Source organism: Oribacterium sp. WCC10 (genome assembly GCF_900113415.1).
Lineage (GTDB): Bacteria > Bacillota > Clostridia > Lachnospirales > Lachnospiraceae > Oribacterium.
In genome coordinates this window covers 35,871-54,670 of the sequence record NZ_FOPH01000008.1, presented here as the reverse complement: position 1 = coordinate 54,670, position 18,800 = coordinate 35,871, and the positions used below count along the sequence as shown (strand labels likewise).

Genomic DNA, 18,800 nt, shown 5'->3' with positions numbered 1-18,800 from the left:
AAAATATTAAAAATAACATTTATATTTGCTCTTTTAACTGTCTATTTTTCCTGCAATGTTTATGCCAAAACTCCTGTTACATCAAATGAACAGATAGAAAATGATGGAGAAAAATCATCATCGGATTTCAATGGTAAACGTATCGGAATTCAGACCGGAACCGTTTTGGACGAAATAGTAAAGGAAAGAATTCCTGATGCAAAGCTTGTATATCTAAACACAAGGGCAGATCTGATAAATACACTGGAAACTCATAAAATAGATGCCTATGCCACGGATGAGCCTGTTCTGAAGATTCTGATGACTCAGCATGAAAAGATAACCATGTTTCCGGAATATCTGGAAACTGATGATTCATGGTATCCTAATACATTAAAACTGAAGATAAGAGGATGAGGCATCGCTTCATCCTCTTTTTTTTGTGGAGTATATTTTTGTACAAATTGTGCAAAAGTGATATTTACATATAACTTGTAATTATGTATTATATAACCTCGCGTGTATTTTTTTGAATCCATGCGAAGCACAAAAGAAAGGAGCTGTGATGCATCTGAAGGAACGAACATCACAGAAGTAAGATGAAAGAAAAGAAACTCGGTTTAATGTCACTTATACTGATGATCTTCACATCAGTATACGGATTCAATAACATCCCAAGATCCTACTATCTTATGGGATATGCGGCGATTCCATGGTTTGTCATCGCAGGAATCCTGTTTTTTATTCCATTTGCATTTATGATTGCGGAGTTTGGTTCCGCCTTCCGTAACGAGACCGGAGGAATGTACTCATGGATGGAGAAGTCCGTAGGTCCTAAATATGCATTTATCGGAACCTTTATGTGGTATACCTCATACGTTCTCTGGATGGTCAATGTTTCTTCCGGAATCTGGGTACCTATATCAAACATTATTTTCGGAAGTGATACAACTTCCACATGGTCTCTGTTTGGCTCTGAGCTTATATCCGGTTCTAAGCTTCTGGGAATCATGGCTGTAGCATTTTTTATCGTGATAACCTACTTTGATTCCAAAGGTATTGACAAGATAAGCAAAGTAACCTCTATCGGAGGCTCGGCGGTACTTACCATCAATGTACTTGTACTTGTGGGCTCTATAGTCATGATCATCGCACGCCACGGTCAGCTGGAGCAGCCATTCCTCGGCCTTGAGTCATTAAAGACTCCTCTTAATGCTGCATATCAGGGCAATTTCATCATGATACTGTCCTTCATCGTATACGCGCTTTTTGCTTACGGCGGAATAGAAGCCGTGGGCGGTCTTGTGGATAAGACTGAAAATCCCAGGAAGAATTTCCCTAAAGGTATCGTTACAGCGGCTGTGGTCATCCTTGTGGGCTATGCACTTCTTATCATGCTGGTTGGTTCATTCACAAATTATGATGAGATACTCGGGGCTGAAAACATTACCCTTGGAAATGTATCCTATGTAATAATGTCTAACTTTGCATCAACCTTCGGCAGAGCCTTTGGCGCATCTGAAGCGCTGCAGGTAACTCTCGCCCACGGTTTCGCACGAATTTACGCACTTATTATGTTCCTTGCCCTTATGGGTGCAATGTTTACACTCGTTTACTCACCTCTTAAGCAGATGATAGAGGGAACACCTGAGGATCTCTGGCCGGGAAAGATGGGTGTTATTGAGAAGGATGGCATGCCTAAGAATGCTATGTGGATTCAGTGCGCCATCGTCTGCACCATGGTACTTCTTGTTTCCTTCGGCGGAGATACCATGCAGCAGTTCTTCCTTATCCTTACAGCCATGGTAAACGTAGGTATGACCATTCCTTACATGTTCATTTCCTACGCTTTCCCTAAGTTTAAGAAGCTTCAGGGTATAGACAGAAGCTTTGAGGTATACAAATCTCAGAAGTCAGCTTCTTTCTGGGGATATATCGTTACACTTACTTTGTTCCTTGCAAACCTTTTCGCTATTATACAGCCTGCACTTGACGGAGACTTCAAGACCACATTCTGGTCAATCATAGGTCCTGTACTTTTCGGATTTGCAGCTTATGTTATCTATACAAGATATGAGAAGCGAAAAGCTGAAGGTCCTGAAGAAAAGGCAAAAAAGATTGCCTGAGGCTGATTATTTATTCCGACATATTAAGATCAATATTGTTTAACATTATGATCAGATGCGAACCGGAATATATTCCACGTCTGGTTTTGGACCAAACGGACAGTTTTTACAGTTAAAGATTGAACTTTTACTCCGATATATGGCATCTCTCATAGATACTATATGTCGGAGTTTTCTTGTATTCAAAACTGTTATCATCTTTTTAGATTCGATACTTTATGCCCCGCATATTCAGGGAGTGGCCAATACTTCTGATACTTACATCATGTGATTATGCAATAATGAACTGATCACAAGATAATTTTTAACCAGTTGATAAAACAAGCAGGTTGATAAATGTGCACTGTGCTTTGAACACTTATGATAGAACTTGAAATATTGGTTTTTTATTTATATAATTTTTCTTGTCTGTGCAACGCAAATTATCATGGAGGTGCTGTTTTGACTATAAAGCGTATACTTGCGATATTAGCATTGATATGTATAGCCATATTGCTTATATTGCTTTTGTTTTTCGCTTTTACCGGTGCAAAAACAGAGTATCTTCTGGCTGTTTTGTTTTGCCTGATAGTGGTCCCGACGGTACTATATGTATTCATCTGGTTCACGAAACTAACAAAAAAATAATTTTTTGATGCTTCGGTCACGAATCTCTCACAGCAGTAAATCTGCGTGATCCTGATCAGAAAGATTCTATTCAAGTATTGTCGTCTATCAGATCGATAAGAAAGACATTACAACATTTAGATGTTCTTATATTACCTGGATCATTACGTGTCAAAAAGGTGAGGGGCATCAGTAGTATCCGGCCGGATACTATCTCTTTAGGAGGATTTATATGGTTCGAGCTATCGTAGGAGCAAACTGGGGAGACGAAGGAAAAGGCAAGATCACAGACATGCTTGCCGAATCTTCAGATATCGTAGTTCGTTTTCAGGGTGGTGCCAATGCAGGACATACCATCATCAACAACTACGGACGTTTTTCACTTCACCTTCTTCCAAGCGGTGTATTTTACGATCACACAACTTCAGTACTTGGCAACGGCGTTGCTCTTGATATAGAAAAGTTCTGTACTGAGTTAAAGTCTATCGTTGATGCCGGAGTTCCAAAGCCTAAGATACTTGTTTCCAATCGCGCACAGGTCATGATGCCATATCATGTACTTTTCGATTCACTTGAGGAGGCCAGACTTGCAGGAAAGAGCTATGGCTCAACCAAGTCAGGTATCGCTCCTTTCTTCTCTGACAAGTTCGCAAAGATCGGTCTTCAGGTTAATGAGCTTTTTGATGAGGAAATACTCACAGACAGACTTCACAAAGTGGTTGAGATCAAGAATGCTATGCTTCGCGAACTTTATCATGCACCTGAAATCAGCTATGATGAGCTCCTTGAAGAGATGCATAAGCAGAGAGATCTGATTGCTCCTTACGTTACAGATACTTCAAAGTTCTTAAGAGAAGCACTTAAGGCTGGAAAGACTGTTCTTCTCGAGGGTCAGCTTGGCACAATGAAGGATCCGGATCACGGAATCTACCCTATGGTTACATCAAGCTCAACTCTTGCAGCTTACGGTGCAGTAGGTGCAGGAATTCCCCCTTATGAGATAAAGGATATCATCGCTGTAACAAAGGCTTATTCTTCAGCAGTAGGTGCAGGTGATTTTGTTTCAGAACTTTTCGGTGATGAAGCAGAAGAACTCAGAAGAAGAGGCGGAGACAAGGGAGAGTACGGTGCAACTACAGGCCGCCCGAGAAGAGTCGGCTGGTATGATGCAGTTGCTTCCAAGTATGGCTGTCAGCTTCAGGGAGCTACAGAAGCTGTTCTTACAGTACTCGATGTTCTCGGATATCTTAAGGAACTAAAAGTATGTACAGGTTACGAAATCGATGGCAAAGTAACCACAGATTTCCCTGTTACACCACTTCTTAACAAGGCAAAGCCTGTTTATGAGACACTTCCGGGCTGGAACTGTGATATCCGCGGCATCAATAATTATGACGAGCTTCCTAAGGAGTGCAAGGACTATATCGACTTCATTGAGAAGCAGATTGAGACTCCAATCACCATGGTTTCAAACGGTCCTGAGAGACACGAGATACTTAAGCGTACACCGAAGATTTGACATTATATAAAGTGAATGCAAAGTGTTTATCACACACTTGACAGATCCGGGTACACTTTGTACCAAAAGTTCTACATAACGTAAACCAAAAAAGAACTTTCAAACTCATGTTTGAAAGTTCTTTTTTACTTCAGGCATTTAATTTCCTATAAGCACTGGTTACTGAAAACAGTAATCATCATTTTCACAAAATCTTCTTATATATTTGTTAAATATTTTTCGAACTTTGTTAAGAATTCTACCATTTCTTTTTGACATATAATTAACAGAAATGTATACTATTAACGTGATAAATAATATGAATAAAATTTACCAAAAATCTTTAATAATAGAGGAATTGTAATCATGGCAAAAAAAGAGATTTCACAGGCTGTCATTCAGAGACTTCCAAGATACTATCGTTATCTTGAGGATCTTATGGATCAGGGAATCGAGCGTATTTCCTCAAGCGAACTCAGTAAACGTATGAAACTTACCGCATCTCAGATCAGACAGGATCTGAACAACTTCGGAGGTTTCGGTCAGCAGGGATATGGCTACAATATTAAGAATCTTCATGATGAGATAGCAAAGATTCTGAACATTGACAACGAACATGAGATGATTATCGTTGGAGCAGGACATCTGGGACAGGCTCTTGCAAATTACACCAATTTCCGTAAGAGAGGCTTCATAGTTAAAGCTATATTTGATAAAGATCCAAGCCTTGTGGGTGTAAAGGTAGGAGATATTGAGATTCAGTCCATGGATACACTCGATGAGACAATCAAGGGCTCTACCATCAAAATGGCTGCGGTTTGTATCCCAAAAGAGGCTGCCGTAAAGGTTGTCGAGCAGCTTATCGAAGACGGAATCGTAGGCATTTGGAATTTCGCTCACGTTGACCTTGAAGTTCCTGAAAATATCGTGATTGAAAATGTTCATCTTTCTGAGTCACTTATGAGACTTAGCTACAGAATGGGCGAAGCTCTCGAAGATTGATAGTGAGGCAGCTATGATAATCGGTATCGGAACTGACCTTCTTGAAATTAAGCGTATTGCTAATACCCGTAAAAATCATACTGCAGAACGTATTTTCTCTGAAAAAGAACTCCGGCAGGCATCTGACAAAGACTCGATGCTTGCCGGTGATTTTGCATGTAAAGAATGTGTGGTCAAATGCTTTGGAACAGGATTCGCAGAAGGAATCCGTCCTATTGAAATCGAGATTCTGAGAGAGGATTCTGGCAAGCCCTACGTGGTTCTTCATGGGAATGCTCTAAAAAAGTTCGAAGAGCTCGGAGGAAAAATGATTCACGTTTCCATCACCGATACCGGGGAACTGGTTTCGGCATTTGCAGTGATAGAAGGGTAAAAAACCTGTTTATTCAGTCAGTAATTGAACAACATATAAAATAAACTCACTTTTTAAACCACACTAAAAAAAACGGAGTCGTTTATATATAATGACGTGAGTGTTGATATTTTAGACCCTCATATTTTTTTATTTTACAAAATATACGGAGTTCAAAATGCAAATAGAAACAGATGCCTCAACCTATCTTGAATCAATTCCCAAACGCCTTGAAAACAGCAATAAAGGCACCTATGGAAAAATTCTTATAGTTGCAGGCTGCAAAGGAATGAGCGGTGCAGCTTATCTTTCTGCTCTGGCAGCCTATCGCAGTGGCGCAGGACTTGTCAAAATCCTGACTCACGAAGAGAACAGGATCATCCTTCAGACTCTGCTTCCGGAAGCCATCTTTCAAGGATACGACAGTACTTCGGATATAGAAAACATTATAAGAATAAACATAAGCTGGAGTGATATCGTAATTGCCGGTCCGGGACTTGGAATATCAGAACAAAGTGCAAAAATACTGGATTCAGTGCTATCTGAGATAAACCATTTGTGGTGTACTAATGTTGATTCCCGTGCAGCATCTTCACAAAACTCATTTGACACCACTGAAGCTTCTCAAACATCCATACCAAAGTCATCGGACTCAGGAATTTCAAGATCATTGAGTACTTCTTCATTAAACAGGAATCATATAAAGAAGATGCCAATGCTTCTTATAGATGCAGACGGTATTAATCTTCTCAGTAAAAGCACGTCAATGTTGACTGGACTAAAAAGCATCGCACTTCAAATTCCTGTTGTCATCACACCACATCCGATGGAAATGAGCAGATTGACCGGACTTGATATATCTGAAATTCTGAAGGAACCTGAACACATTGCATCTTCATTTGCCAAAGAACACCATATAGTAACGCTTCTCAAAGGAAGTAAATCAGTAATCTCTGATACACAGGGAGAACATCTTTTCAGGAATCCGGTTCCGAGTCCGGCACTCAGTAAAGGCGGATCAGGTGATGTGCTGAGCGGTGCTGTTGCAGGTATATATGCATTAATGAGAGCTGCTGGCAAACATGATAATGCTGTCAAAACAAGGCCCCATGACTGTGAATGTGATACCCAGACTGAAAGCAAGCCATCATACAGTTCTTCAGATTCTTTCGAACTCCTGTACAAGGCACTGGTGATTGCCGTACTTATACATGCGGAATCAGGTAGAAAAGCAGCAAATATTCATGGAATCAACGGAGTTCTTGCGAGAGAAACTGCCGATACATTAGGACTGATTCTCGATAGTATCAAGGAAAGCAATTCATAATAAAGTGATTATGAAAAAATTCTATGCAATGACCTGTTCTGAAAGACATCAGATTCCGGTGGGCGTATATCATCTGATGAAGGAATCTGAATCATTAACAGTTTTAGACTAAATATTGGGCGTCAGATCAGGAAACTCTTGATTTGACGCTTTTTTTACGTTATAGTACTAGAGTTTGATTTTTATTTATGATATGAGGAGTAAGATATGTCAGGACATTCAAAGTTTTCTAATATTCGAGCAAAGAAAGAAAAGAATGATGCTGCTAAGGGCAAAATATTCACAATGATCGGCCATGAGATTGCGCTTGCTGTTAAAGCCGGCGGTCCTGACCCTTCCAACAACTCTAAGCTTGCTGCCGTTATCGCAAAGGCTAAGGCAAACAACATGCCTAACGACACTATCAACAATGGCATCAAGAAGGCTGCCGGATCAATGGAGGCGGACAACTTCGAAGAGCTTCAGTATGAGGGCTATGGTCCTAACGGTGTTGCTCTTATCGTAAAGGTACTTACAGATAACAAGAACCGTGCTGCAGCTGATATTCGTTCAGCTTTCACAAAGGGTAAGGGCTCACTTGCAACACAGGGTGCAGTTTCTTTCATGTTTGATGAGAAGGGACAGATCATTCTTGATAAGGAAGCTATGGATGATCTCGATAAGGATTTCGATACTCTTATGGATATGGCTATCGAGGCAGGTGCCGAGGATATTCAGGACGAGGAAGATTCATATGTAATCTATACAGCTCCTTCGGATTTTGACGAGGTTCGTGCAAATATCGAGAAGCAGGGCATTCCTATGGCTGAGGCTGATGTTGTCATGGTTCCGCAGAATTATGTTTCTGTCACAGATCCTGAGGCAGTTAAGAGCCTTCGCAGAACTCTTGATCTTCTTGATGCATCAGAAGATGTTCAGAATGTTTACACAAACTGGGCAGAAGAGAACGATGATTGATTCTCTGTATGAATATTTATCAATACATGATTATATATTAGTGTATTGATTCTGTTTAAGTAGAGTTCAGATACTTACAGACAAAACGAGGTGGTTCCGTATTATGATGGAACCACCTTTTTTATAATTAATCAGTCTTATACCTCAGTCATATTCTTTGGCTCCACAGTTACAGACCAGTTCTGATGATAGATGACAAATCCGGGCGCAGCATTAGGAACCTTTTTCAGATTCTTACGTGGAGTATAATCAACATCCACCTTCTTATCATTTCTGTGAGAAGAGTAGTAGGCGGCAAGACCGGCAGCTTCTATAAACAGACTGTCAGGAATCTCATCCATAGGCTGACCACCGGTCTTCACTATAACATGCGATCCGGCAACATTCTTGGCATGGAACCACATATCTCCGCCATCACCGATCTTAAAGGTAACCTCTTCGTTCTGGTAGTTATTCTTTCCGACGAAAATCTCATAACCATCCTTTGAGACAAAATGATATGGCTTTGATTTTCTCTGAAGCTTACCCTTGTCCTTGCCCTGAATCTTATGAATAAATCCGAAATCTCCCATCTCTCTTCTGATATCCTGAAGATCTTCTTCACTCTCTGCTATATCAAGTGCAGTCTGAATCGACTCAAGGTGTTCCAGCTCCTGTCTGGTATCACGAAGTTGTATAATAACATTTTCCTTGGTTCGCTTTAATTTATCATACTTTTCAAGATAATGTTTCGCATTCTCTGATGCTGTCAGATCTTTCTTGAGAGGAATGCTGATTTCTTCATTGGTATAAAAATTCTCACATATGAGATGATCCTCGCCACCTTGAAGCGAATAACCATAGGTATGAAGAAGTTCTCCGTAAACTCTGAACTTGTCCATACCCTCTGTGTCCTTCAACTGCTTTTCCTGAATGTTCAGTTTCTTGGAAGCTCGTTCCATAAGTGTATTAAGCACTTTTCTAAGATCTGTTGATCTCTGTCTGATTCTGGAACTTTTATCCTTTTCACTGTAGAATCGCTCGATGACATCACTCATGGAATCGAAATGTCTGATTTCATACTGCGAATCATTCTCATAGATAGATAGTGAAAATGCCGAGAAATCCGTCGGGATTCCATCCTTATATATGATGACAGGATCAGGTTTCGATTCTACAGTGACCATGGAAACTATTCCTCTGAATCCCTGATAGAGCTTTGCAAATGCTTCAACCGGAAGACAATTGGCTGATATATCAGGATCCACATCACTTCTGTGACACATCTCAGATGCTGTCAAGGGACTAATCCCTGTTATGCTATGGAATAATGCCTTAAATACAGGTTCGGGTTTCACCCTGAGTAGTTCCGTAAAACCGGCTTCATCAAGTTCCAGCGGATTCTTTTTGTCACCACTGTCCGGAATGAAATAGGGTCTGTTGGGAAGAACTTCTCTGACAGAAGACTGTGAAACTGAAATTCTCTTTACGGCATCAATGATACTTAAATCTTCTCTATATAATATAATATTCGAATACTTACCCATGAGTTCTATGGAAAGATATCTCTTGCCAAGGTCACCCATCTCATCAAGATGCTCTATTTCAAATATGATTACTCTCTCAAGACCTGAAGACTTTAGAGACTGTTCCGGCTGTATCACATCAAGTATCGCACCGTTTCCGATATGTTTTCTTAACGCCATACAAAAAGTTGGCACAGCAATAGGAGAAAGTTTCTTCTCCTCAGTAAGAATACAAAGAGGAAGAGAAGGATTTACAGAAATCTTCAAACGGAAATTATCCTTCTGGTTTCTTATGACAAAATCTATCTCATCCTTTTCCGGCTGAGTTATCTTTGATATCTTTCCGCCGATAAGACGTTCACGAAATTCTTTAACTGTAGCTGATACAACAAGTCCGTCATATGCCATAAATGTGTCGCCTTTCTTCTATAATAATATAATGTACATTAATACATGCCATTTCGCTTTAACTTTACTTATTTTTTTAGGTAGACTATAATTTATAACAAATGTTCGGAAAAGACAAGCTGTAGACTAAGCAACATTTCCGACAAACACTATATAAAGAGGTATGCTATGGATTTAAAAAGCATGACCGGATTTGGCAGATGTGAGGTATCTAACGACATATATCGTCTTTCAGTTGAGGTCAAGTCTGTAAACTCCCGTTTCCTTGATCTCAATATAAAGATGCCCAAAAAGTTCAATGCTTTGGAAGCCAACATCCGAAATACCATTAAAGAGTTTATTTCACGAGGAAAAGTGGATCTCTTTATCACTTACGACGAGTTTGGTGAAGGTTCCAAATCATTACGCTTAAATATGGATCTTGCCAGGGAGTATCTCGACTCCATGAGAAAGATATGTTTAGAATTAGGCGTAGATGACAATATAAAAGTCACTAACATTGCCAGCCTTCCTGATGTCCTGGTGCTTTCGGAAGAGTCAGAAGATGAGGACGAACTTTGGAACAGACTTGAACCTGCACTTCGTGATGCCCTTACACATTTCGTGGATACAAGGATTTCCGAAGGTATCAATCTTCAGAAGGATCTCCTGGAGAAACTGTCAGAGATGGAAGAAATAGTCAAACGTATAGATGAACGTTCACCTGAGATCACAGCTGTATATGAGCAGAAACTTCGTGCGAAAGTCACAGAACTTCTCGGAACAGCAAGCATAGATGAATCGCGGATCGTTCAGGAAGTAACCATTTATTCTGATAAGATATGCACCGATGAAGAGAGAGTTCGTCTCCACAGTCATATAAAGAATATGCGCAGTAAGCTTACAAACGGCGGATCTGTAGGAAGAGAACTTGATTTCCTTGCTCAGGAGATGAATCGTGAAGCCAACACGACTCTTAGTAAGGCCAATGACCTCATTATCTCTGATGATGCTATCGGATTAAAGACATTGATAGAGAAAATCCGGGAACAGATTCAGAACCTGGAGTAAAAGCATCAATTATTTTTAAATATTAAACCATTATATGAAGTAGCACATTACACACGAATGTGTGCGTCAGAGATAATCAGTGAGTGGTAAATAATTTTGACACTCACGTCATTATATAACCGAGGTAATATGAATAAAGGATCTTTAGTGGTTGTATCGGGTTTCTCCGGTGCCGGCAAGGGCACTCTCATGAAGAGTCTGCTAAGCAAATATGACAATTACGCACTTTCTATCTCATGTACAACACGTTCTCCGAGAGTGGGAGAAGTTGATGGACGTGAGTATTTCTTCAAAACAAAGGAAGAGTTTGAAGAGATGATAGAGAAGGATGAACTTATCGAGTACGCTCAGTATGTAGAGCATTACTACGGAACACCGAAAGCATTTGTCGAATCAAAGCTTCAGGAGGGCAAGGATGTTCTTCTGGAGATAGAGATTCAGGGAGCTCTCAAAATCAAATCCAAGTTCCCTGACTCAGTACTTGTTTTCATCACACCTCCTTCAGGTGAGGAACTCAAAAAGCGTCTCATCGGAAGAGGAACAGAAGCTTTGGATGTAGTAGAAAAAAGGCTTAAAAGAGCCATTCAGGAGTCGGAAGGCGTTGAAGCCTATGATTATATTTTAATAAACGATGATATTGACACATGCACCGAAAAATTGCATAATCTCATTCGTGCTCAACACGAAAAAGCACATCAACACATTGATATTATTGAAAATGTAAGAAGAGATCTTAGGAGGATAGAAGATGTCACAGCAAACATATAATGACCTGATCGATGCAGCTAACAATACCAATGCGATTCAGGATGATACAGATAAACTCGTAGAAAGCAGATATTCAGTTGTTATCGCAAGCGCTAAGCGTGCAAGACAGCTGATCGATGGTGCAGCTCCGGTTCTTCCTGTAGACCCAAGCAGAAAGCCACTTTCAATCGCTGTAGAAGAGCTTGCAAAGAATGCCATAACAATCAAGCGTGGTTCAGAGATCGAGGATGAGTTCAGAACCAATGCCGTTGAGAAGCGTTTTGATTTTGCAACAGAAGAGTTTGATGACGAGGATGACGGAACAGCTGAGCTTATCGACAACAGCCCTTCTGCTTCTTCTGAAGATGACTACAACTCAGACAGTGAAGCATAAGCATGAAGATTCACATGATATCACTTGGCTGCGACAAGAACAGAGTAGATAGTGAGAAGATGCTCAGCAATCTTCTCGAGAAGTATCCGGGTTCAGAGCTTACAGATGATCCCGCTGATGCCGACATTGCAGTCATCAATACCTGTTCTTTCATAGGTGATGCCAAGGAAGAAAGTATCAATACCATCCTTGAGATGGGCGAATATAAAGAAAACGGTAAACTTCAGAAACTAATCGTGGCAGGATGTCTGGTTGAACGTTATAAAGACCAGATCAGAAAAGAGATGCCGGAAGTTGATGAAGTCATGGGTGTAAAGGATTACGTTGAAAAACTGGATGTTCAGCTTGCAAGAGTTGCTGATTCCGACAATTATACTTCATACCTGAAGATCGCCGAGGGATGTGACAAGTATTGTACTTATTGCATTATTCCAAGCCTCAGAGGTCATTATCGTTCTGTTCCCATGGAACATCTTCTCGACGAGGCAAAACAGCTTGCAGAAAACGGCACTAAAGAACTGATTCTTGTTGCACAGGAGACCACTCTTTATGGAGTGGATCTTTATCACAAGAAGGCTCTTCCGGAACTTCTCAATAAGCTTTCTGAAATAGACGGTATCGAATGGATACGTATTCTGTATTGTTATCCAGAAGAAATCACAGATGAGCTCATAGAGACCATCCGTGATAACAAGAAGGTAGTTAATTACCTTGATATACCTATCCAGCATGCTTCAGACAATATTCTCAAGAACATGCACAGACGTACCAGACAGGCCGAACTCAAAGAGCGTATCGCAGCACTCAGAAAGGCTATTCCTGATATTGCGTTACGTACAACTCTCATAACCGGTTTCCCGGGCGAGACAGATGAAGATTTTGAGATATTGAAGGATTTCGTCAAAGAAATGCGATTTGACCGTCTTGGAGCATTCCCTTACTCTCAGGAAGAGGGTACAGCTGCATCTGAAATGGATGGACAGGTACCTGAAAAGATCAAGCTTCAGCGTCAGGACGAGATCATGAGAATCCAGCAGACTATCGCTTTTGAAAAGGCAAAAGAGCAGATAGGCAGGGATCTGAGAGTTATCGTCATGGGCTATGATCCGGAAAATAATATGTATATCACCCGTTCATATATGGACAATCCCGACATTGACAGCGTGGTATATGTAGATGCAGGAGAATATAACAACAAATTATCCGGTGATATGATTGATTGTCATATCGTTGATACAGATGGATATGATCTGATTGGAGAACGTATCTGATGAACTTACCTAACAAACTGACACTGCTTCGTGTCGTCATGATTCCGATATTTGTAGTTTTATTACTATATAAAGGTGGTCAGGATCAGACATTGCGTATAGCTGCGCTGATAGTTTTCTGTCTCGCATCTTTTACGGATTTTTTGGATGGTCAGATTGCCCGCAAACAGCAGCTTGTAACTGATTTTGGAAAGTTTATGGATCCTTTGGCAGACAAGCTTCTTGTTTGCTCTGCACTTATATGTCTTATAGAACTGGATCAGCTCCCTGCATGGTATGTTATCATCATCATTGCAAGAGAGTTTATCATCTCAGGATTCAGACTTGTGGCAGCAGACAACGGAATAGTTATAGCGGCATCCTGGTGGGGTAAATTCAAAACAACCTTCCAGATGTTAACTGTTATACTTTTGATCATCAATATACCGGTATTAAGTACTGTCACTGCTATCATTGCACTTATAGCGCTGGTACTCACCATAGTATCGCTGGTAGATTACATGGCAAAGAACATCCGCGTCATAACTGAAGGCGGTATGTAAAGGGTTCGCACATGATTTTCTCAAAAAATCTGTATTGGGGCAGACATGCCGGAAAACGAAAGCAATATATACTTGAAAATCTTCGCAAGAGACATTTTCAGCCCGGTGCCTATGTCATCATAGAAGCAAAGAGCCCTAATCTTTACGAAATCTATAATCAGGCCATGTTTTTGAATCCACGGCTCGATACAGATGACGTAGAAGTACTAGGAATAGGATACGGTTATAAAGATGCTGTAGAGTGTGTCACAAGGATGATACTTTCAAGAAGTGATTTGCAGCCATAAGTGCTGTAAATGTGAATTGTTTCTTTTGAGTTTCATTGGTATATCCGTATAATATACCCAGATTTTCATCAGATAATTCAACTTGACTGGTTGTATAAATCTGTCAAAAGGAATTTAATAATATGATGTAAGGGCCAAAAGAACCAAATCACTTGCTTGCACGTTGATTTGAGACTTTATGACCCGCCCGAACACAAATAACGTAGTCGTTTTTCATAGCAAAAGGACTCAAGTTTGAGTATTCAGCAGACAACTGCCTTCGATTTTTAATCGAAGGAGCCACGCGGCTTTGAGTGCTTCAAAGGAATCTGAAAGGATTCCTGCTCTATGCACACGATTGTGTGCGTTGGCACTAATCAGTGAGTGGTAAACACCTTTGACACTCACGTCATTTAATTATAATAATCACTAAACGAGGAGGCATGAATGATTGTCCTGACAATACTAAAGGTCATAGGCATTGTACTCCTCGTTTTTTTATTGCTTATTTTTATTATTTTAGGCGCAATACTATTAGTCCCGATACGTTATCAGTCAAAAAGCTACAAAAAGGAAACACCTGAAGATTATCGCCTGACATTCACAGCCGGTTGGCTGTTTAAAGCACTTAGATTTAATGCACTGTATGACCCTGAAGGATTCAAAATGAGCCTTGATTTTCTATGGTTAAAGCTCATAGATTCAAATGATAACGAAAATGATGATATATCTTCCGATTCCGATGAATCTTATGACGTATCGGAAGATGATGCCAAAACAGCAGATAAAAAAGATGATTCAATTGAAAATAATAAAATTTCAACCGAATCAGACGGTATCAGTACTATAGAAGAATCAAAAAAAATAAATCGGCAGGTATCTACTATAGTTTCCAAGCAGGATGATAATTCCTCACAGAGTATTAATCAGAGTCCAGCCAATGAATACAATACCACCAAAGATATCATGGATTCCGGCCAGACAGTCAAATCAAAATCTGAGGGCGATGTTTCAAAAGATTCAGCATCAGATACCTTAACTGAATCAACTGCAGATATAAAAGCTGAATCGTCAGGAGATGCATCGATAAAATTATCTACGGACGGATTAACGGAATACTGCAAAAACGAACCGGATAATGCATCCGGAGATGCAGCAAGCGGACTATCCTGCAAAGAATCAACTGCTGATACATTAACAGAGTATTCTAAAGAATCTACAGTAAAATCATCCTCGAATCCATCAGCAGAATTTTCTAATGATACATCAGCTCAAGCATCTGAAGATACCTCGGCTGAAACATCATTTTCGGAAAAAATAAACGGGAAATTTAATTCTTTAATTGATAAAATAGATAGAGTTTCCAAGAAGATAAAAGTTTTCAAAGCCCATATAAATGATGAAGAAAATCAGAAAGCTGTAAGGCTTATACTTAAGGATACCAAATATATGCTTAAGCATTATCGCTTCAGAAAACTAAACGGTAACATCACATATGGTTCGGATGATCCGGCTTCTACAGGAAGTGCCTTGATGTATATAAGTCTTCTGTATCCTTTATATGGAGAGAATTTAACAATTGAACCTGTGTTTGACAGATCTGTACTCACCGGAGATGTATATTTCAAAGGTCATATAAGGCTTATTCATCTTTTGATAGCTCTTATAGACATGTTTTTAAATAAAAGAATACGACAAGTTGTCATAAATCATTTTAAGGAGGACACCGATGGCTGACCAAAACAATGTTAAAGATATTCTCGATTCTCTGTTTCAGGGAATGGATGGATTTGTCAATTCAAAAACAGTAGTAGGTGAACCTGTTAAAGTCGGGGATGCCACTTTGATTCCACTCATTGAAGTAAGCTGTGGAATGGGTGCGGGCGGTTTTGCCAAGCCTCAGAACGGAGGAAAGGGCGACGGTGGGGCCGGTGCTCTTAGTTCAAAAATCACCCCAACAGCAGTTCTGATTTTACAAAATGGAAACTGCAAGCTTATTAATATTAAGAATCAGGATGCATTTACCAAAATTCTTGATATGCTGCCTGATACCATTGACAAAATAACCGGTGGTAGCAGAGTTTCCAAAAAGGCAGAAATCGTTGCACAGGATATGGCAAAAAAATCTGAATTTTAATAAAATAAAAATCTCATTTTTAATCAAATAAGACTTGCATTATTTGTTGTTTTTTGCTAGGATATTTGAGTCGCGAATTCAGGAAAACTGATTCGATTATTGTGAAAGGGAGGTGCAACCATGGCAAAATGCGCAGTTTGTGAGAAGGCAGTTCACTTCGGAAATAAGGTAAGCCATTCACATAGAAGATCAAACAAGGTCTGGAAGGCTAACATCAAGTCTGTTAGAGTTATGGTAAATGGCGGTACAAAGAAGATGTATGTATGTACTTCCTGCTTAAGATCAGGCAAAGTACAGCGTGCAATCGGTACATCTAAGACTGTAGAAGCAAACGCTTGATGCAGGATCGTCTAATTGATGTATGACAGGGTATTACGATCATTTCGTAATACCCTTTTTTCATGCATACCAGCAAAGCCAAAGATAGAGTGCATCGTTACAGTTTATATGCTATAATGAGGCTTGCTTTATTATGATATATAAAATTTTTTCTGGAGGTACTATATGAAAGGAACAATTGCATCCAAACTGGGTGAAATTCAGATCGATCCTGATGTTATTGCTACCTATGCAGGAACTACCGCTATAGAGTGTTTTGGTATCGTTGGTATGGCTAAGGTTTCTTACCAGTCTGGCGGACTCGTTAAGCTTCTTAAGCGTGAGAGCCTTACCAAGGGCATCAAGGTAAATATTGAGAATAACGAAATATCTCTTGATTTCCACATTATCGTTGCATACGGGGTCAGCATCAGAGCTGTTGCTGACAATCTAATTGAAAATGTCAGATTCAAAGTTGAAGAATACACCGGCATGAAGGTTAAAGATGTTCATATCTTCGTTGAAGGTGTAAGAGTGATCGACTGACAGTAGTTTAAAGGAGGAATTACCTGTGGGTAATCAAATTGATGCAAAAGCATTGCAAAATGCTTTTCTTGCCGGCGCCAGCAATCTTAACGCCAATAAAGATTACATCAACGAACTCAATGTATTCCCTGTACCGGATGGCGATACAGGAACTAATATGACTATGACAATCATGTCAGCTGCACGTGAAGTGGCTGCTATTTCCGAGCCAACCATCGATAATGTTGCCAAGGCTATGGCCAGCGGATCATTACGTGGCGCCAGAGGAAATTCAGGCGTTATCCTGAGTCAGCTGATTCGTGGTTTCACAAAAGAAATCCGTGAAAATGCTTCTGCAGGCACAATCGACAATCTTGTACTTGCAAGAGCATTCAATCGAGCTATTGAAACTGCTTATAAGGCTGTTATGAAGCCGAAAGAGGGTACCATACTTACTGTTGCCAAGGGAATGGCAGATCGTATCACAGAGTTGTCTGTTTCTGACGATGATACCATTACAATGCTTGAGAAAGTCATCGCATATGGTGATGAAGTACTTGCAAAAACACCTGATATGCTTCCTGTACTTAAAGAAGCCGGGGTTGTGGATTCAGGCGGACAGGGTCTTATGACTGTAGTTAAAGGTGCACTTGCTTCTGTCAAGGGCGAAAAGATCGATATCGATCTTTCTGAAGTTGATCCATCTTCTGCAGCAGTTCCTGTAACTGAGCGAAAATCACGTGGAGAGATTTCCACTGCTGACATAAAGTTTGGTTATTGTACCGAATTCATGGTTAACGGAGATCATGAATTTACCGACGAAGAAGTTGACAGTCTCAGAGAGTGGCTAAACGGTGTTGGTGATTCCATTGTATGTTTCTCAGATGAAAACATCATCAAGGTTCATGTACACACAAATCATCCGGGTAACGCTTTTGAAAAAGGCCTCAGCATGGGCTTCCTTTCCAAGATGAAAGTAGACAATATGCGTCTCGAACACAATGAAGTTCTTATTAAGGACGCATCAAAGATTGCCGAGAAGGAAAAGGCCGAAGAAAAAGAAGAGGCACCTAAGGATCTTGGTCCCGCAAAGGACTTTGGATTCATCTCTGTTTCAGCAGGAGAGGGTCTCACTGAAATCTTTAAGGGTGTAGGTGTGGACTATGTCATCGAAGGCGGACAGACCATGAACCCTTCTACTGAAGATATATTAAATGCATGTAATCTGGTAAATGCCAAGACTGTATTTGTTCTTCCAAACAACAAGAACATCATTCTTGCAGCAAATCAGGCCAAGGATATCATTGAGGATAAGACCATCATCGTTGTTCCTACAAAAACTATACCTCAAGGCATATCGGCCATGATCAGTTTCAGCCCTGATATGACAGCAGAAGAGAATTACGAAGCCATGAAGGATGCATCAGAGTGCGTCAATTCAGCAGAGGTTACATATGCAGTACGTAATACCACCATCGATGGACATCCTATAGAGGAAAACGACATCATGGTTATCGGTGATGACGGACTTCTTTCTGTACAGAAGAGTATCGATCATGCTATTTCCGAAGCAGTTTCAAAGATGGTAAACAGTGAATCCGAGATAGTTACCATCTATTACGGAAAAGATGTAAAGGAAGAGGACGCTGAAAAGATTGCATCCACTATCAGAAACAAGTATCCTTCAGTAGAAACTGAGCTTCAGTACGGTGGACAGCCTATTTACTATTACTTCATATCCGTTGAATAAATCTATGGAATAAAAGCAGATAACACTGATATGATCAGTG

The 18,800-nt window shown here is 40.1% G+C and carries 19 protein-coding genes; 18 read left to right on the top strand and 1 reads right to left on the bottom strand.

Annotated elements, in window-relative coordinates; translation table 11 throughout:
* The first annotated feature begins 165 nt into the window (after positions 1–165).
* The 7 genes from BM294_RS16820 to BM294_RS07585 all read left to right on the top strand — a co-directional run bounded on the left by BM294_RS16820 (position 166) and on the right by BM294_RS07585 (position 7,847).
* Positions 166–396, top strand: a complete 231-nt coding sequence (locus BM294_RS16820; protein WP_242944478.1) for a type 2 periplasmic-binding domain-containing protein — start codon at positions 166–168, stop codon at positions 394–396.
* 182 nt (positions 397–578) lie between these two features.
* A complete protein-coding gene (yjeM, locus tag BM294_RS07615) occupies positions 579–2,105 on the top strand; it encodes a glutamate/gamma-aminobutyrate family transporter YjeM (protein ID WP_091206455.1) in 1,527 nt (508 codons plus the stop codon).
* Positions 2,106–2,943: 838 nt separating this feature from the next.
* Entirely contained in the window at positions 2,944–4,230 is a 1,287-nt protein-coding gene (locus BM294_RS07605; RefSeq protein WP_091206453.1) for an adenylosuccinate synthase, read from the top strand.
* A 345-nt stretch (positions 4,231–4,575) separates the two neighbouring features.
* The gene (locus BM294_RS07600; RefSeq protein ID WP_091206451.1) at positions 4,576–5,211 is read left to right on the top strand and encodes a redox-sensing transcriptional repressor Rex; all 636 of its coding nucleotides are present in this window, start codon (positions 4,576–4,578) and stop codon (positions 5,209–5,211) included.
* A gap of 13 nt (positions 5,212–5,224) precedes the next feature.
* A complete protein-coding gene (gene acpS, locus BM294_RS07595; protein WP_091206449.1) occupies positions 5,225–5,584 on the top strand; it encodes a holo-ACP synthase in 360 nt (119 codons plus the stop codon).
* A gap of 157 nt (positions 5,585–5,741) precedes the next feature.
* The gene (locus BM294_RS07590) at positions 5,742–6,890 is read left to right on the top strand and encodes an ADP-dependent NAD(P)H-hydrate dehydratase (protein ID WP_091206447.1); all 1,149 of its coding nucleotides are present in this window, start codon (positions 5,742–5,744) and stop codon (positions 6,888–6,890) included.
* Positions 6,891–7,097: 207 nt separating this feature from the next.
* Complete coding sequence (locus BM294_RS07585; RefSeq protein ID WP_091206445.1) at positions 7,098–7,847, top strand: YebC/PmpR family DNA-binding transcriptional regulator; 750 nt, start codon at positions 7,098–7,100, stop codon at positions 7,845–7,847.
* 137 nt (positions 7,848–7,984) lie between these two features.
* On the opposite strand, the gene BM294_RS07580 is transcribed toward BM294_RS07585, so the two are convergent.
* Positions 7,985–9,760, bottom strand: coding sequence for an Rqc2 family fibronectin-binding protein (locus tag BM294_RS07580; protein ID WP_091206444.1), 1,776 nt, complete (start codon positions 9,758–9,760; stop codon positions 7,985–7,987).
* 168 nt (positions 9,761–9,928) lie between these two features.
* Between BM294_RS07580 and BM294_RS07575 the strand changes: the two genes are divergently transcribed.
* From BM294_RS07575 to BM294_RS07525, 11 genes are all read left to right on the top strand, one after another.
* Positions 9,929–10,810: a YicC/YloC family endoribonuclease gene (locus BM294_RS07575; protein WP_242944477.1), complete on the top strand. Its 882-nt coding sequence runs from the start codon at positions 9,929–9,931 to the stop codon at positions 10,808–10,810.
* Between the two features lie 129 nt (positions 10,811–10,939).
* Complete coding sequence (gene gmk, locus BM294_RS07570) at positions 10,940–11,578, top strand: guanylate kinase (RefSeq protein WP_091206442.1); 639 nt, start codon at positions 10,940–10,942, stop codon at positions 11,576–11,578.
* Entirely contained in the window at positions 11,559–11,951 is a 393-nt protein-coding gene (gene rpoZ, locus BM294_RS07565) for a DNA-directed RNA polymerase subunit omega (protein ID WP_091206440.1), read from the top strand. Before gmk ends, rpoZ begins: the two co-directional genes overlap by 20 nt.
* A 2-nt stretch (positions 11,952–11,953) precedes the next feature.
* On the top strand, positions 11,954–13,222 hold the full coding sequence (gene rimO / locus BM294_RS07560) for a 30S ribosomal protein S12 methylthiotransferase RimO (RefSeq protein WP_091206438.1): 1,269 nt from the start codon (positions 11,954–11,956) through the stop codon (positions 13,220–13,222).
* Positions 13,222–13,764: a CDP-diacylglycerol--glycerol-3-phosphate 3-phosphatidyltransferase gene (gene pgsA / locus BM294_RS07555; protein ID WP_091206436.1), complete on the top strand. Its 543-nt coding sequence runs from the start codon at positions 13,222–13,224 to the stop codon at positions 13,762–13,764. Before rimO ends, pgsA begins: the two co-directional genes overlap by 1 nt.
* Positions 13,765–13,775: 11 nt before the next feature.
* Positions 13,776–14,051: a hypothetical protein gene (locus BM294_RS07550; protein WP_091206435.1), complete on the top strand. Its 276-nt coding sequence runs from the start codon at positions 13,776–13,778 to the stop codon at positions 14,049–14,051.
* 426 nt (positions 14,052–14,477) lie between these two features.
* Positions 14,478–15,767 (top strand): DUF2953 domain-containing protein, encoded by a 1,290-nt coding sequence (locus BM294_RS07545; RefSeq protein WP_091206433.1) that lies wholly within the window; start codon positions 14,478–14,480, stop codon positions 15,765–15,767.
* Positions 15,760–16,167 (top strand): GerW family sporulation protein, encoded by a 408-nt coding sequence (locus tag BM294_RS07540; RefSeq protein WP_091206431.1) that lies wholly within the window; start codon positions 15,760–15,762, stop codon positions 16,165–16,167. The genes BM294_RS07545 and BM294_RS07540 overlap by 8 nt, the downstream gene beginning before the upstream one ends.
* Before the next feature lie 120 nt (positions 16,168–16,287).
* On the top strand, positions 16,288–16,506 hold the full coding sequence (gene rpmB / locus BM294_RS07535; protein ID WP_091206429.1) for a 50S ribosomal protein L28: 219 nt from the start codon (positions 16,288–16,290) through the stop codon (positions 16,504–16,506).
* Between the two features lie 165 nt (positions 16,507–16,671).
* Entirely contained in the window at positions 16,672–17,031 is a 360-nt protein-coding gene (locus tag BM294_RS07530) for an Asp23/Gls24 family envelope stress response protein (RefSeq protein ID WP_091206427.1), read from the top strand.
* 25 nt (positions 17,032–17,056) lie between these two features.
* Positions 17,057–18,760, top strand: a complete 1,704-nt coding sequence (locus BM294_RS07525; protein WP_091206424.1) for a DAK2 domain-containing protein — start codon at positions 17,057–17,059, stop codon at positions 18,758–18,760.
* The last annotated feature ends 40 nt before the right edge of the window (positions 18,761–18,800 follow it).